The sequence below is a fragment of the Streptomyces avermitilis MA-4680 = NBRC 14893 genome, assembly GCF_000009765.2.
Classification (GTDB): Bacteria; Actinomycetota; Actinomycetes; order Streptomycetales; family Streptomycetaceae; genus Streptomyces; species Streptomyces avermitilis.
On record NC_003155.5, the window covers coordinates 4,618,288 to 4,633,005 of the forward strand.

15 protein-coding genes are annotated in these 14,718 nt (G+C 63.3%); 5 read left to right on the plus strand and 10 right to left on the minus strand.

What is annotated here, in order from left to right; genetic code table 11:
• Positions 1-4 precede the first annotated feature (4 nt).
• The 4 genes from SAVERM_RS19285 to SAVERM_RS19300 all read right to left on the minus strand — a co-directional run bounded on the left by SAVERM_RS19285 (position 5) and on the right by SAVERM_RS19300 (position 3,421).
• Entirely contained in the window at positions 5-631 is a 627-nt protein-coding gene (locus SAVERM_RS19285; protein WP_010985164.1) for a DUF2637 domain-containing protein, read from the minus strand.
• An 88-nt stretch (positions 632-719) separates the two neighbouring features.
• A complete protein-coding gene (locus tag SAVERM_RS19290; protein ID WP_010985165.1) occupies positions 720-2,099 on the minus strand; it encodes an FtsK/SpoIIIE domain-containing protein in 1,380 nt (459 codons plus the stop codon).
• Positions 2,099-2,455 (minus strand): SCO3933 family regulatory protein, encoded by a 357-nt coding sequence (locus SAVERM_RS19295; protein WP_010985166.1) that lies wholly within the window; start codon positions 2,453-2,455, stop codon positions 2,099-2,101. Before SAVERM_RS19295 ends, SAVERM_RS19290 begins: the two co-directional genes overlap by 1 nt.
• A 177-nt stretch (positions 2,456-2,632) precedes the next feature.
• Positions 2,633-3,421 (minus strand): GntR family transcriptional regulator, encoded by a 789-nt coding sequence (locus SAVERM_RS19300; protein WP_010985167.1) that lies wholly within the window; start codon positions 3,419-3,421, stop codon positions 2,633-2,635.
• 107 nt (positions 3,422-3,528) lie between these two features.
• Here SAVERM_RS19300 and SAVERM_RS19305 point away from each other — a divergent pair, with 107 nt between their 5' ends.
• From SAVERM_RS19305 to SAVERM_RS44825, 4 genes are read left to right on the plus strand one after another with little or no spacing between them, the layout of a single operon-like run.
• A complete protein-coding gene (locus SAVERM_RS19305; protein WP_037644753.1) occupies positions 3,529-3,936 on the plus strand; it encodes an NUDIX hydrolase in 408 nt (135 codons plus the stop codon).
• Between the two features lie 46 nt (positions 3,937-3,982).
• Complete coding sequence (locus SAVERM_RS19310; protein ID WP_010985169.1) at positions 3,983-4,411, plus strand: ATP-binding protein; 429 nt, start codon at positions 3,983-3,985, stop codon at positions 4,409-4,411.
• Positions 4,405-4,752, plus strand: a complete 348-nt coding sequence (locus tag SAVERM_RS19315; protein WP_010985170.1) for a hypothetical protein — start codon at positions 4,405-4,407, stop codon at positions 4,750-4,752. The genes SAVERM_RS19310 and SAVERM_RS19315 overlap by 7 nt, the downstream gene beginning before the upstream one ends.
• The gene (locus SAVERM_RS44825; protein WP_010985171.1) at positions 4,749-5,138 is read left to right on the plus strand and encodes a hypothetical protein; all 390 of its coding nucleotides are present in this window, start codon (positions 4,749-4,751) and stop codon (positions 5,136-5,138) included. Before SAVERM_RS19315 ends, SAVERM_RS44825 begins: the two co-directional genes overlap by 4 nt.
• A gap of 40 nt (positions 5,139-5,178) precedes the next feature.
• Here SAVERM_RS44825 and SAVERM_RS19325 read toward each other — a convergent pair whose 3' ends face one another.
• From SAVERM_RS19325 to SAVERM_RS42415, 6 genes are all read right to left on the minus strand, one after another.
• Positions 5,179-6,954, minus strand: coding sequence for an IS481-like element ISSav5 family transposase (locus SAVERM_RS19325; protein WP_078234480.1), 1,776 nt, complete (start codon positions 6,952-6,954; stop codon positions 5,179-5,181).
• A gap of 331 nt (positions 6,955-7,285) precedes the next feature.
• A complete protein-coding gene (locus tag SAVERM_RS42405; protein WP_137865211.1) occupies positions 7,286-8,104 on the minus strand; it encodes a hypothetical protein in 819 nt (272 codons plus the stop codon).
• A gap of 133 nt (positions 8,105-8,237) precedes the next feature.
• On the minus strand, positions 8,238-9,443 hold the full coding sequence (locus SAVERM_RS42410; protein WP_010985173.1) for a hypothetical protein: 1,206 nt from the start codon (positions 9,441-9,443) through the stop codon (positions 8,238-8,240).
• Complete coding sequence (locus SAVERM_RS40215) at positions 9,440-9,922, minus strand: DUF4365 domain-containing protein (RefSeq protein WP_159028997.1); 483 nt, start codon at positions 9,920-9,922, stop codon at positions 9,440-9,442. The genes SAVERM_RS42410 and SAVERM_RS40215 overlap by 4 nt, the downstream gene beginning before the upstream one ends.
• A gap of 554 nt (positions 9,923-10,476) precedes the next feature.
• Positions 10,477-10,872 carry a recombinase family protein gene (locus SAVERM_RS19330; protein WP_037644746.1) on the minus strand — a complete coding sequence of 132 codons (396 nt, stop codon included), beginning with the start codon at positions 10,870-10,872 and terminating at the stop codon, positions 10,477-10,479.
• 1,283 nt (positions 10,873-12,155) lie between these two features.
• A complete protein-coding gene (locus tag SAVERM_RS42415) occupies positions 12,156-13,685 on the minus strand; it encodes a ParB N-terminal domain-containing protein (RefSeq protein ID WP_010985174.1) in 1,530 nt (509 codons plus the stop codon).
• A gap of 422 nt (positions 13,686-14,107) precedes the next feature.
• On the opposite strand from SAVERM_RS42415, the gene SAVERM_RS19335 reads away from it, so the two are divergent.
• Positions 14,108-14,509 (plus strand): hypothetical protein, encoded by a 402-nt coding sequence (locus SAVERM_RS19335; protein WP_010985175.1) that lies wholly within the window; start codon positions 14,108-14,110, stop codon positions 14,507-14,509.
• The last annotated feature ends 209 nt before the right edge of the window (positions 14,510-14,718 follow it).

A 14,718-nucleotide genomic window follows, 5' to 3' on the forward strand; every position in this document is an offset into this window, starting at 1 on the left:
CCTTTCAGAGGTGGGCGGCGATGGCGTCGGCCATGGGCGCGGGGACGCCGAGCCGGGCGCGGAGGGTCGGGGTGTCGATGGCCGTTCCGGTACGGGTGTGGTGTTCGGCGGCGACCTTGCGGGCGTGCTCGACCAGGGCGGCCGGGACGGCTACGGCAGGCGGAGCGGGGGTCGGTTCGGGAGCCGGTTGCGTGGGGAGCTCCGGGGCGGGATCGGGCGCGTCCTCCTGGTCCTGCTCGTCCTCGGTGTCCTCGTGCGGGACCGGACCCGGGGCCGAGTGGGCGAGGAGGGTCCCGCCGAGGAAGGCGACCGCGGGCCAGCCTGCGACGAGGATGCGGAGCCATGCCGGCACCTGGTCCAGGTCGAGGAGCCCGGCGGTGGCAACGTTGGCTCCGAGGGACGCGGTGAGCGCGATGACGAACCAGCACCACCCAGCCGCTTTCGCGTCGCCGGTCCGCAACCGGCGCCAGGCGGCGACGAGCAGCAGGTCGACGGAGATGGGATACGCCCAGGCCTTCCATCCGTCCTGACCGGCGGCCGAGGCGACGTCGTGCAGGTGGGCGAAGGACAGTGCTGCGGCGATGAGCGCTTGTACGAGTACCGCGTCGATACGGGCCAGTTGGGCGCGCATGCTGCGGCTCCTTCCGGATTCAGGCATGGCAGGGGTAGGGAGTTGGCGCGAGACGGTCACGCCGACCGGAGTGGGGAGGGAGCGAGTGTCAGTCGGTCACGGGGCGCGGCTGGAGTACCGGGGCCCTCGTCGTGTCGACGGGCCGTACGGGCACGTCGGACCGGAAGCGCTTGAGCGCGGGGAGGTCGGGCACCAGGTGGGCCGCCTGGCGGCAGATCTCGGCGGCGTCGCCGAGGGAGAGGTACGGGGTGCGGATGCGGGACCAGCCGCCGGAGGTGTCACCGGCCACGGCCAGGCCGGGCCGTTCGGGAGCGATGGCGCACGCGGCGGAGACGGCTTCGGGGGCGATGTCTCCGAGCGCCATCTTGGCGGAGGCTTCGTCGTTGACGCGGTGGCAGACACGGCCGGTCAACTGGGCCCGGAGCATGGTCGCTCCCTTGCCCAGTTCGGCGCCGAAGCGCTGCCCGCAGACCTCCAGGTAGATACCGGCGGCGCGGCCGAGCTGGGCGAGGCGGATGAGTTGCGTGACCATTTCGTCGCGTCGGTCCTCGTCCTTGCGGGTAGCGACGAGGAAGAGTTCGGCTACCTCGTCCACGAACAGGACGATGGGGACGGGGCGTTCGTGCTCGGACAGGCCCCAGATGTCGGAGGTGATCTCCTCGTCGGGGGCGTCCGGGGCGATCCCCTGCCGGGCCTTGATCAGGTCGTATCGGTCCTCCATTTCCTTGACGAGCACCGGCAGCAGCTCGGCCGCCTGTTCGGGGTCGGTGGCCAGTGCCGAGAGCCGGGCGGCGAACGGCGCCAGCTCCACACCGCGCTTGCAGTCGATGCCGACCAGGGCGACGGGTTGCGGGGCGAGTCCGGCGACGAGATGCCGCAGGTACATGGACTTGCCGGACAGGGTTGCGCCGAGGGTCAGTTGGTGAGGCACGGTGCGGTAGTCCCGTACGAAGGGAGTCGCGTCCTCCCGCAGCGCCACAGGCACCTTGAGGAACCCGCCATCGACCTTGCGCGGCATCCGTACCCGCCGCAAGACATCGAAGCCGACGAGCCGCAGTTCGACCACACCGGGCTTGACGGTCGTGACGTACACGGCGTGAACGCCCCAGGCATGCCGAAGCCGTTCGGCCGAGGCGGCGACGTCGGCGGGTTCCTGCCCGGGAGCGAGCCGCAGACGAAGCCGTAACCCGGTCGAAGTGGGCCGGATGATTCCCCGACGCGGCGGTACGGGGCGTATCTCCCGTCGGGTGGTGGCCTTGACCGCCAGGACCCGCAGCCGGGAGGGAGCGACGGTCAGGCCGCAGGCCTCCATGACGGAGCTGTAGGAGCTGAGCAGCCGGGCCGTGGATATCAGGAGACCGACCGTGGACCAGTAGACGCCGGGGTGCTTGGCCCGGGTGTAGGCAGCCCCGCCGCCGAGCGCGGCGACGGGACCACCCACCTCCAGAAGCGTTGCCAGATCGGTCATCAGGCCGTGGCCCCCATGGCGGCCGGGAACGCGGCCGGAGTGACGGCGGCGGAGCGGTAGGCGATGCCGTGCCGCTGCTGGCCGTTGAACACGCTTTCCCACGGCCGGGCCACGAGCCCCGGCAGCGAGACCGGAGCGCCGAGCGCGAGCCCCTCGGAGACACCGCTCTCAGGAACGGTGACCTTGATGAGGGAGGACTCTCCTTCCTCGATGTAGACGACGCCGATCGTCATCAGTGCCTCACCGCTGTTGATGTCCTTGGCGATCTCGCCGGTCTGCCGGTCGCGGACCTTGGGCTCGGGCGCCTCGGTCAGCAGGATCGTCGCGGCCGAGGTCTCCACACGGATGGTGCGCAAGAGTTCTTCCCATCTACTCGTCTATACAAGATGCAGCCTTCGAACCCGATCTCCGGGAACGACGACCACCCTGCCACACAACTTGCCCACTCGTCTATACGAGTATGCCTGTTGGCGTGTACGAGTTCCGGGAAGCGGCCCCGCGCACCACCGCGGATCACCCGCTCCTCACACCGATCACGTCGCCGGGAGCTGGTAGGACAGGACGTACGCGTCCGCTGCCATGACCGTGTCGCAGACCTCCACGGCCCGCCCCTCGGTGTCGTACGCGGTGCGGATCAGGTGGATCACGGGCACGCCGGAGGCCAGCCGGAGCGTCTTGACCTCGGACGGCGAGGGCATCCGGGCCCGGATCTCCTCCTCGAAGTGGTCGAGCCGGTGGCCCAGTTCCTCAAGACGGGCGTAGATGCCGCCGGGACCGGGATTGGGCTCGGCGATCGGGGTGTCCCGGGCGATGTCGAGCGGAAGGTACGAGGTGGCGAACTCGACCGGACGCCCGTCGAGCAGATACCGGCGCCGGCGGGCGAGCACGCGCCGTACGGAGCCGAGCCGGGTGGAGATGTCCTGGCTGGCCTTCTCCTCCTTCACCTCCAGGCTGTCCACCTGCGGGTGACTTCCGGCGGCGTCGGCCTCGACGATGAACGCGGACTTCCCTTGTTCGCGGTGGCGCCGGGCGAACCGGTCGGAGGCTAGTCGCCGCACGGGTGGCCGTGGTCGTACGAAGACGCCTTTTCCGTGCTCGGCATGGACGAGCCCCTCGCCCTGGAGGATGGAGAAGGAGTTCCGGACGGTCATCCGGGACACTCCGTAGTGCTCGACGAGCTCAGCTTCCGAGGGGAGCTTTTCGCCCTCCTTGAATCGCCCACGGTCGATGGCCTCGCGCAGCTGGTCGGCGATCTGCCGGAACACCGCACGATCGCTCGTGGGGTCCAGGTCGCCAAGCAGACTGGTCGGGAGTGAGGTCACGAGTACTCCTTTAGGTATCTAGACGAGTGGGCGAGTGTTGTTGCTACGGTGGAGAGCCTAGCCATCCGAGAAGGCCGAGGAACGTGACCACTGACCGCCCGCACTCCGTGAGCGTTGCCGGAGTCATTGTCGACGACCAGGGCCGAGCCCTGCTGATCAAGCGTCGCGACAACGGTCACTGGGAACCTCCGGGTGGCATCGTCGAGCGGGAGGAAACCCTCCCCGAGGCCCTTCAGCGCGAAGTCCTCGAAGAAACCGGCATCAAGATCGCGCTCCCCGCGACCCTCACAGGCGTCTACAAGAACATGACGGGCCTGATCGTCTCGCTGGTCTTCCGATGCGAAGCCGCCGACGGCACACCCACCACCGGGGACGAGACCTACGCACTGCGCTGGGCCACCCGCGAAGAAGTCACCGAACTCGCCGACGAGGCGTACGCGATCCGCGTCCTTGACGCACTCGACGCGGCATCCCCGCCGGCCATCCGCGCCCACGACGGCGTGAAACTCGTCTAGCCCGAACCCGCTGCACATGGCGGCCTACCAGCACGAAGGAACTTGTATGCACGAGTATACGAGCACTGCGCGGGTCTGGGGACTCACTTGCCCAGGTTTCCCAGAAGAGGTCAGCAGGGCCCGCCGCTGGACGCGGGACATCCTGCGCGGCTCACCGTTAGCCGAGGACGCCGAACTGATCGTGAGCGAACTAAGCGCGAACGCGATCCTCCACACCGCCAGCGGACAGCAGTCAGGCAGCTTCCATCTGGCCCTCGCGGTCTCCTCCCAGGTCGTCGCCCTGTCAGTCACAGACGACGGCGGCACCGGGACGGCACCGAAGACCGAGCACGCCGACCAGAACGCCACACACGGGCGAGGCCTCGGCATGGTCAGCGCGATCGCCCACCGAGTCGTGATCCACGACAGCCAGGCCGGCCACACAGTCACCGCAGAACTCTTCACGAGCGCCCGCCCGGGAGGCCACCCGTGCTGACCTCGACCACTCCCGAGGACTTAGCCGCGGCGGGGCAGGACGGCACGTACCGCTGCTGGGCCACGGCCTACCCGCTGCACGAGACCAGCTCCATCCCCCTGGGAGCTCACGATGCGACGAGCCCCCGCCTGGCACTGCGGTGGCTCCGCGAACGCACGAGGAACGTCACGGACCAACTCGACATGGCATACGCCCAGCCGGGCCGCTACTGGCTGAGGGACGAGACGGAACACGAACGAGCCCTCGCCTACCTGACCACAAGCACGGCCTACCAACTCACCCTGCACGACGAGAACACGCGCTACGTCCTCGTGGCCTACCCGCCCGGGGTGACCTCGTGAACGGATACACCCGCGGCTTCTGGTGCGAATGCTGGACCGAAGACCTCACCAAGGCAGACAGTCCGGCCTTTCACAGCTCCTTCGACGCCCACTCCGCCGGACAGGCAGACCGCTGGATAGCGATCGCACTGCGCACCATCACGCCAGCACTGGACTCCAGAGCCTCCGACGAAGCCTGGGAGTGGCTGTACGAGGGCCGCATCGAGACGAGGAGAGCTCTCCTGTGCTCGGAGCCCTGCACTGTCACGATCAACCAGGGCGGCACACGCATCACTTGGACTGCCCGACCAGCGCTCTTCCTACCCCTGGCCCACCGGCGAGGCCTTGAACTTCCGTGCTGCGCATATGACTTCAAGCCCCACGTGACCGTGTCGAGTCTCAGTTGATGGTTGACGGGTTGGCGTCGGGTGATGCTTGACGTCTGCCCTAGACGATCTTCCGGCGGTTGTGTTCGCCGGACTTGCGGACGACCACCTCCTTCCTGGTCACGCGCGGGACGGTGGTGATCAGCTCGGGGCCGTGGAAGACGCGGATGACGTCCTCGGCCAGGTGGGCGGTGACGACCTGGTGGGCATAGCCGCGACCGAGCTGGATGCGCTGTCCGGCGACCATGAAGCCGCCGACGCTGCTGACGGTCCGCTCGGCGATCTGCTCGGCGGGCGGCGGCAGCAGGGGAGGCGGTCCGGCCGGACGGCTTCCTTGCAGGCGCCCGCAGGCCGAGGCCGGCAGCGGGCTGGGCAGGGTGGCCTTGAGGACGCGCTGCTCGTCGAGGACCTGCAGGACCCGTCCGTCCAGCCGCAGGGTGACCCGTTGTCCGGCGAACGGCCAGCCGATCAGGACCTTGTCGCCGCCCAGGCCGACGTAGCCGACCGCGTTCACGGTGCGGTCCACCTCCACCGTCCCCTTCGTGTCCCTGGCCGGTCCGGGCTCCTCGGCCCAGGGTCCGGCGGGCCGGGCGTCTCCGCCGGCCAGCAGGGCTTTGAGGTCACGGCCGGACAGCTTCGAGGGCAGCGTCTTGTGCCGGCCGCCGCCGATCAGGACGTGCAGCCGGTTCACGTCGATCCGCAGGGTCACCGTGGTGCCGGCCAGGGCCGGGCCGAACCAGATCTGCTGCCCGCGCAGGCTCAGGTTCCCCGACGCGGGAACCACCCGGTCCACCTCGATCGCGCCGACCTCGCCTTCGGTCATCGGCCAGGCCCGCGGCACCGTCGCTGGTTCCGGCTCCGCCGATGCCGGCGCGGGGACCGGGTCGAGGCGGGCGGGCAGCCTCACCGGCAGGGCATCCTGCTCGGCCCGCGGCCGGGGGACGAAGCGGCTGGCCGGGACGGCCATGTCCAGTCCCTGATGAGGCCGCATCCGGTTGTACTCCTCCAGCCAGGCATCCACGGTCGCCTGCGCGGTGGCCAGGTCGGTGAACGGGTCCTGCTGGTCGAGGAGTTCACGCCGCAGGGTCTGGTGGAAGCGTTCGATCTTCCCGGTGGTGGTCGGGGACCGCGGCTTCGTGAGCCGATGGGTGATGCCGTTCTCCCGGCAGATCCGGTCGAACATCGCCTCTCCCGGCTTGCCGGGAGAGAAGCGGGCGGTGAACTGCTTGCCGTTGTCGGTCAGTACCTCCTCGGGCACTCCGAACCGCACCAGCGCTTCCCCGAAGGCCGAACAGACCGCGCGGGCCGTGGCCCGCTGGACCACCTTCGCGATCACCATGAACCGGGAGTGATCGTCGATCCCGGTGACCATCTTGCATTCGCCGCCATCTGCCAGCAGCAGTCCGCCGACGATGTCCATCTGCCACAGTTCCATCGCCGCCGACCGCTCCCACCTGCGGTAATCCGACCGGCGACGCCTGCGGACCCCCGGCTCGATCAGACTGTTGCGGATCAGAACCCGATAGACCGTCGCCCTGGAGGGCACCGGTGCGAGGCCCCTGCGCTCCAACTCGTGCACCAGCCTGCGCGGACCCCAGGTGGGATGCCGGCGCCGCAGTTCACAGACCACCGCCTCCACCTCCGACGCGATCCGGTGCGGACACGAGGCCGGCCGGTGCGACCGGTCCGTCAGTCCCGCAAGACCCGACTGCTCGTACTTGCGCACCCAGGAGTGCACCGACTGCCTCGACACCCCATACCGGGCCGCGACTTGAGTGACCGGAACTCCCGCAGCAACCTCCATCACCGCGTGATACCGCTGCTCGACCACGCTCAACTCCACCAGCACGGCCCCGGCCCTCCCTGCACGCGGATCAGACGCGCACAGCCAAGCCGAGGCAAGCGGTGTCAAGCATCAGGTGAAGCCACAACGTCAAGCATCAACCGAGACAAGACAAAGCCCCACGTGACCGACTGAGTTACAACTTTCTCTACTGGTTCAAGGCGGCTCGCTCCGCTCCCCGCGCGCGGCCCGGCCCCCGGCCGGGCCTGCGCTCCTGTCTCCGCCCCGCTCCAGCCCAGCCGCCGCCCGCGCCGCGCTCTCAGCAGTCAGCCGCTGATGCCAGAGAAAGGGGTACGTCGTGGCTTGGGCGGTCGGCTCCACGGCTTTACGAGGCACCGCCATCAGCATGGAGCAAAGCACTTACAGCCTCATAAAGGTCGCCATTATCCTGCTCGTCCCTCCAACGCGAAAACTCCACCTTGATGCCCCGCCTACGAGCATCGGATAACAGTTCGGCGGCCGGGCGTGTCAGCGCTCTATTACTTACGAGCAAATGACCTTCCACGCTAATGCTAGCCATTCCGAGCAACTGTCTTACATATTGCGCTGAAACAAAGCTTTTCTGGGTCAGATACTTCATTTCAATAGAAACTGACCTCTGGTCTGGCGTAACAACCCTCAAGTCTGCGCCGAGGTCTACGCCCTGCTCTAGGACACCATACTCAGGAAAGAGTCGAGTGAGTTCGGCCACGATCAGACGCTCGTAAACCAGCGCAGAGGTCCGCATAAAGTTGACATCGCTGCCTGCACCAGGATCCACCGTCCTTAGGACATCAAGCGCTCGGCGAGCCTCCTGAGGAGATGCCTCGCGAGCCTCTTCAATAGCTCGTTCACGTCTCCGCTTGGTCGCGAATTTCATTTGGGTATCGCCGTGCCCGAAGCTAAGAAGCGGATTGCCGCTTACTAGCATGAGTAGGAACACGATCCCACCCAGAATGAGCGCGACGGAGCCCGCCTGATTATTTGTCATAAAGACGGCTGCTGCACCAACGCTAGATAAAGCTAGTCCCGTAAATCCGGCCGCGAACCGGCTCCAGCCAGATAGAGGATCCCCCTCGGATTCGTTGTCCATTTCACTTTCGTCGTTCGGATCAGAAACATCAGACATAGCGCCACCACTTTCCGCCTTTATGAAGCTGTCCAAGCTTGGCGATCTAGTAGCGTGGCCGACATTGCCAACCAGCATAAATGTTGCCTGGCGTTCCGGGCCCCTCCGGCAGGACCCATTAAGCACCAGTCAGGTTGACGAATCACCGAGGTGAGACGAGCAAGCAAAATCAGAACAACGGGTGCTGTTCTGAGCTTGGGGAACCAGCGTTCCCCTCAACGATCTCCATGGGAATAAGTTCGATTTGCTCTGGGGCGTAGAGCCAGTAATAGCGCCCCTCGATCTCTTGTCGACCAGTGATCTTAAGCGCCATGTTATCTCGGTGCGCATCCATAGCGAGGTCGTAATCTTCGGCATTTAGCCTAACCCTCATCTTCCGCGCTGCAGTTCCCGCCAGAACATCAAGCCTAATCAGACCTGGCCTGCCCGGATTAGGTCGCTCCAAAAGGGTGACGGAACCCAATACTGTCACTCGCTGAGGCCTTGACGTGGCTGCCAGCACATTGCCAGCTCTTTCGAGAATCGGGTAATCAGCAGGCGAAAATTCCAGGCTGTGAGACTCAGTGTGCACTTCTTCGAATAGATCAGCCGCTACTGTCATCTCAACGCGAACCTCACCACCGCGTGAATCTCTAACCAGATCCCGCACGGCATGAGTAATCTCGTAGCAGAACCCACGACCCACGCTTTCAATAAAGCCCGACGTGGATCCAGTATCTGCAAAATGGTCCACGACCTCACGGGTAGTCTCAAGCACGTGCACCAATCCACGCGTGATGTCCCGGCCGGTGTGGGTGCCCGTCAACGGTCTTGTGTCGCCTGGTTTGAGCTTCTTCTCGGTAAAAACTTCGTCTGGTGGCGCATAGGCAGTAACAACGTAACTTCCGACTTCCGTCTGCCCCATTAAAACGGAATCCAGAAACGAGCGAGCGAGATGAGAATTCGAATTCCCGAAATATGCAAGTTTCGATTTGCGCGATTTTGCCGCCACCACCATTGACTTACGGGCGGCAGAATACAGGTCCTCCCCTGCCAGCCACTGAATGGTTCCGTGGTGCGTTTGCGCTTCCTTCTGGAATCTAATCTCGTCACCTAGGGTACTGGTGACAACAGCCTTTTCAAGAAGAGATCGAACCCGATCATCTCCAAGCTTCCACGCTTGAGCTACCGCCTGGGCGAGTAGTTCCGCATAGTCTGCAACTCCCGAGTCTTGCGGTAGTAGCAGTCCACCGACGCCCCTCTCACCACTCGGACGCCAGCGACTGTATAGGCTCTCCTGCCCTCCGAATCTTTCCCAACCACTGCGCTCCAAAATTAACGCCAGCTGAGAATCTGAGATGCTAGACGCGATCTCCTTGTAGCTCGGGGAATTCATGGCATTCCCCCTTTTCCGATCCTTTCCATTATGCCGCAGAGCGCGACATCATCGAAAATATTCGACGTAGTTACCCGGACCGCAGTGTGTTCTCTTCCGCTTGGCACTTCGCCGGATAAGCTCCGCCAGTACGCGCAATGACGAAGCGCGAAGTAATCATGACTCGCCTCCACCCAGCGTGCGATGTCCTTTGGCACAATCATGGCGACTAGGATTCTGTGCACCATTACCGGTGTTCGTGCCATCATCTCAAGTCGATCATTACTAAGATTCACGGACACGAACCCGCTAGACGGAGAAGCGGGAGAGGTCCAGGTGCTCTTTAATTGTATTTTGAGGTCAATTTGGCAGTCGACTTCATGTGAGTCTGAAGAGTGAGTGAGTTGCCAGTCAATGCCATCATCCGGCTCCGGCTTCGCCATGGTGCAACCTGAAGCTGCCGCTACGGCCCGCAGATAGCCCTCCTGAAGCATCTCCATGCGGTCCTTCTCTCGCAGGTCGCCTCTCAGCGGCTCTGCTGGCACCTCCGCACTTGTGCTCAACATGTGTTGCCCTCCCCCTGAAGCTAGGTGCACACGCTACGAGGATCTTTCACCAACCGATAGATCGTCTACCCTCGCTGTAACGAGAACGTAGCTCTCCGGGTTCGGGATGATCAGTACGTAGGCCCAAGCGCAGCCCATGCAGTCCTCTCGATGTGATCAAATTGGACGCCAGCCACAGCGCGGGCCCTGGTGTGCTCAACGGAGTACAGCGTCTGGCACACGGCAGTCACCCGCGAATTCCACGGTGGCCTGGTGGCCAGCCCACCGGGCACCAACGGCCTCAGCAGTGGTTCAGACGATGAGGTCAGTACCAGACCCGTGCCGGATCGTGCGGGGAGCCACGTGGAACACCGGGGAACCAGTCGACGAATCGCCAGGGGCCGAATCCACTCCGCCGCAGGTCAGCAGTGCTCCCGCGCCTAGAGCACCTAAGCTTCCCAAGCTAAGAGTCAGCACTAGGGGTCACGCACCTCCCCGCAGTCGGACTCTCATAACTCGGTTACGCCATCGCGTATGCGTCGAGGAAGCCCCTTCCAGTCCTCCATCGCGCCCTGTATCAGTCGCTGTAGACGTTCCTTGCCTTCGACCTTGAGCACGTCTCGCAGGCAGGCGCAGTCGGCTAGGTCTCTGTTGCCAACGATGCAGATGTAGATACCCGCGATCTGCAAGCCCCGCGCAGCTGCCGAGAGTTTCGCATCAACCGGCAGTGGGATCCTCCGGGCCAGCTCTTGCGCAAAGACCCGCTCGATCCTGGGGCGACCCAGCAAGCCGAAGAGGCCGCCTGCTGCGCGGCCAACGGCCTCATGCAACCGATCCTTGCCTTTGAGGATGCTGCGCGCCAACTGGGCGAGGTCATCACAGCCTCTCCGGCGATGGCGCTTCACGAGCGTTTTCCACGTCTCGTCCGAGACGTAGGCAGACGCGCGCTCAGCGATGACCGCGGTGCCACCGTGTTCGACGACGTCCAGGCATAGTCGCGCGGCCTCCTCCGCTCTCTGACGCTCTCGGGTGGCTTGTGTTGGAGGCTGGGGGCGTCGTTGGGGTCGAGTGGCGGCCCTGGGCGTGGCCGACTGCCGCGGTGCTCGAAGCGGGGGTTGGGCACGCTTCGCAGGTCGTTTACGGGGCGTGGGGACGCGTCCGGCCGGCCGACCGCGATGGTGGTGACATCGCACGTCTGGGCCGGTCACTCGGTTCTTGCATAATGTCCCGTCGTCGGTCTGCGCACGGCACCGATACACCATGCCGGAAGTGTGAGGACGCGCCAAGAAGCCGGACAAGTATGCCTATTTGGCCAGCAAGACCTCCGCGACCTCCTCTCGGGCCAACCAAGGCAGCAAGAAGGACTGGAGAACGCACGGCCGTCTCATTTTCCGTCTCATTCAGCCCCGTTCACCGTCGTTCAGGCGAGATTCGGAGCCGTCCCCGCACCGGCGGCCAGCCGCCCATGAACCAAGGTGAACGCACCTGGACGCAGCCCCTCACCCCACCAACACAGTTGGAAAGCGTGCGCTTGGTTGAAGGAGTAACGCGTGGTCAGTACTGGCAGGTCATCCCCTGGCCATCGACAGAGCCCGAGCGTGGTCTGGATCCCAGAGGAGTCTCCGCACCGCTCCAGACAGGCCAGGGATGGACCTGCCAGTCGCGCCAAACCCGTGCCCCAGAGACACACATCGGAGGATTTCACGCTTTCACTGCAATCGAGATTCAACATGGGCGAGAGTGATGGAGAGCCAAGACGGGAATCGCCCCTCCTCCCAGGCATAAAAATGAACATCGTCCGACTTTGCTCGATTATGAATCTCGCAAAGCCAGAGACCATTCTCTACGACGCTGCGCCCACCTAGGCTGTAGGGCCAAAAGTGATCAATCTGATGGCCTACGCGAACCTGTGGGCATTCATACCCCCATACGACGCGAGAAGCGCAATGAGTGCTTCTTGGACGAACGATATTGAAGGAACGAGGTCCAACACACCTAGTCCAATCGTCTCGCGAGATAGGCGCAACAATCGGATTGATTAGAGCAAGAGCTTCCGGAAGGGATCGCAGAGCACGTGCATCCATGTGTCGAATTTTCCAAGTGTCGACGGAGATGCCCTCAAGCTCATTCACCAACTGGAGATAACTGAAGGCGCCACTGAAGCGCTGGCGCATTACATCTACGTCAATCACCAGTTGATCTGTAGCTCCGACTGGCTAGACAGATCGCCATAGTGCTTCATTACGACCACGATTTCCAGGGGATTCGAATATTCTCCATTCAAGCACAAACCCCTCCCCTCAATTTCTTTGTACCGCAACGGGCGCCCCACCGTTTTCGCGTCCAGAATCTCAAAGTCGCCGACGTTGGATGTTTGCTCAGTTGCTTTTACGTGTGTCGTCGTTCCCGCATTATGGCTGCCAGTTGCGCCCCGCAACATCTTGTACTGCTCTTTCCCTTGCTTAGCCGGGCGGCCGGCTGGCGTTAGTCGGCTAAACGTAAGAACGACCGCGGCCCCGTTTCCTTTAAGATGATCGGCCAGGTTTCCGCTAGCCTCGGGGAGCGCACCCCTAACCAGTGCATCTTCGAGAACATTCCGAGCGATTCTTTTGCTGACCGTGTTAGCCGGTCCGCTAAGGGCGCGAACCCACGAAAAGTCCCAGTTAGTATTTTGGAACTTAAGTTCTTGCAGTAGAGATCTGTAATCCGCCGTCGACCCATAGGTCAAAGCTCGTGCAAGAACACCAACAAGAAAGGCCTCCTGCATGATGGTCTGCTGACTTTGGGCTTTCCCAAAGAAGACCGACGAGGCATGGTTCCCGACCGTTTGATGAAGCGCAATGTAGGCGTGGCTCAACTCGGCCGCCAGCTCCGACGGGTTCAGATGAACCCGATGCTGAACGGGCAGATTATAGTAGTGACGACTTACGAGGTCGCCGAGCGCATTACACTTAAAGGAAAACCCACCGAAAGTCGGACTAGCTGGCCGGTGCTCATTGAACTGCACGTTATTAAAGAATGGGTTCGCCTCACCGCGGAATGCAGGTGTACGACACAGCTCTACGACAGTTTCGAAGGCCCGCTTCGCGGCATCGCTAGCATTTCTGCTCGTCGCATACTTTCCCAGGTTAAAGGCGTATGTGAGCCATTCATTATGTAGCTCGTCCAGCTTGGTAGCCGCCGTTGTCACTTGGGCGAATAGGTTGGCCAGCAGCGGGCTGCTATAAGCATTGCTGCCATCGTCGAGTAGCAGTACAACGGGAACAGGGTCCCCGGATTGCGCAGATCTACTCAGCCCAGTAATTCGGTGCTGACCGTCGAGAATCCAAAGTGGCTTCTGAGAAGGATCTTTGACATCCTCCGGAACATCAACAATGAAAGTGCCTGTACTGTACGAAGTGGAGTCGATACGCTTGGGTCGGATGCTAATGCCCGACGTGAAGGCGTTCTTTGCAAGCAGCACCGGATTAGGCATTAGGGCGCCAGAGTTATTGAAAACCTCAGCGATCTGATCCACACGGTCATAGTTGATGGGCCGTTGCCAATCCCGAACGGGCTGAGCAGTGATGTTTGCTGCAATCTGTTGATGGTCGGTCTGCCGAGTGAAGGCTGGAGCAATCGCGATGTTAGAGATGTCGGCAGCGGAAGCAAATCCTATGTAAATTGGGAAGACCTTACCCCCGCTGGAGATGCTCGAACGTAGACACTCAATTCGCATCCGCTACTCCCTGCCATTTTGTGGCTACAATAAGCGATCATGCTAGCACTGGCCGATCTCTTGAGGTACTGGTTACCGCAGAGATCCCGGTGGTGCTGCGTCCACTGCCGACCAGGAGCCGGGCGCCCTGCCCTCCCGCCACGTCGGCAGCATGTGAGGCGGCTGCGGTTCATGGACGGACGTACGTGACTGCACGACGCGATGAGGCTTCCGATCGGCTGGTTAGCTGTGCGCCCCAGGGGCCTCCAGTTCCCTGGACTATTCGTGGACAGGCCATCTGCAACGGGCCTATGTCGGCGCGCTGGCCAGGAAGAACACCACAAGGCGGAACGGCCTCCGGAGCCGCGTGCGATCGAAGCCGCCCCATCGTGGCAGCCAGATCGGCATACTCGATGCCTGGACCGCGAGTGCAGGGGGTGGCGATGTACGGCCGAAGCGACGAGGCATGGGAGCAGTTGACCGATGCCGGATTGAAGTTCCTCGTTGAACGGGCACAGCTCCACAAGGTCACGACCTATACGGAGATGAACTCTGTGCTGGCCCGGCGGACAGGGCTTCCCGGCTTCGACTTCGAGCAGGCGGACGAACGTGCCGCCATGGGCTACCTGCTTGGCCTGATAGTGGAACAGGACTACCCAAAGAGCGGGCTCATGATCTCTGCACTGGTTCACTACCTCGGTGCGAACGACGCCGGGCCGGGGTTCTACACGCTCGCGCAGCGGCTCGACCTGCTCCCCAAGGACTCCTCCGCAACGGCGAGACTCGAGTTCTGGATTGGGCAGGTCAACTCGCTCCACCAACTTCACTCGGCCCCTGGCCGATAAACGTTCGGAACCCCTCCTGCCGAATACGTGTCGAGGACGCCGAACTCTTGCGCTCAGTCACCCGGAAACGCCAGGTCAGGAGTTATGCGGCAGCGATTGCCCCCAGCGCCTTCTTAGCCCCTGGCTGCTCGCTGCTCAGGCCGCCCTCACTGTCCTCGGCATCACGCCCCTACAGGAGCGGCCGAGCCTGCACCTGTGTTGTTACCTCG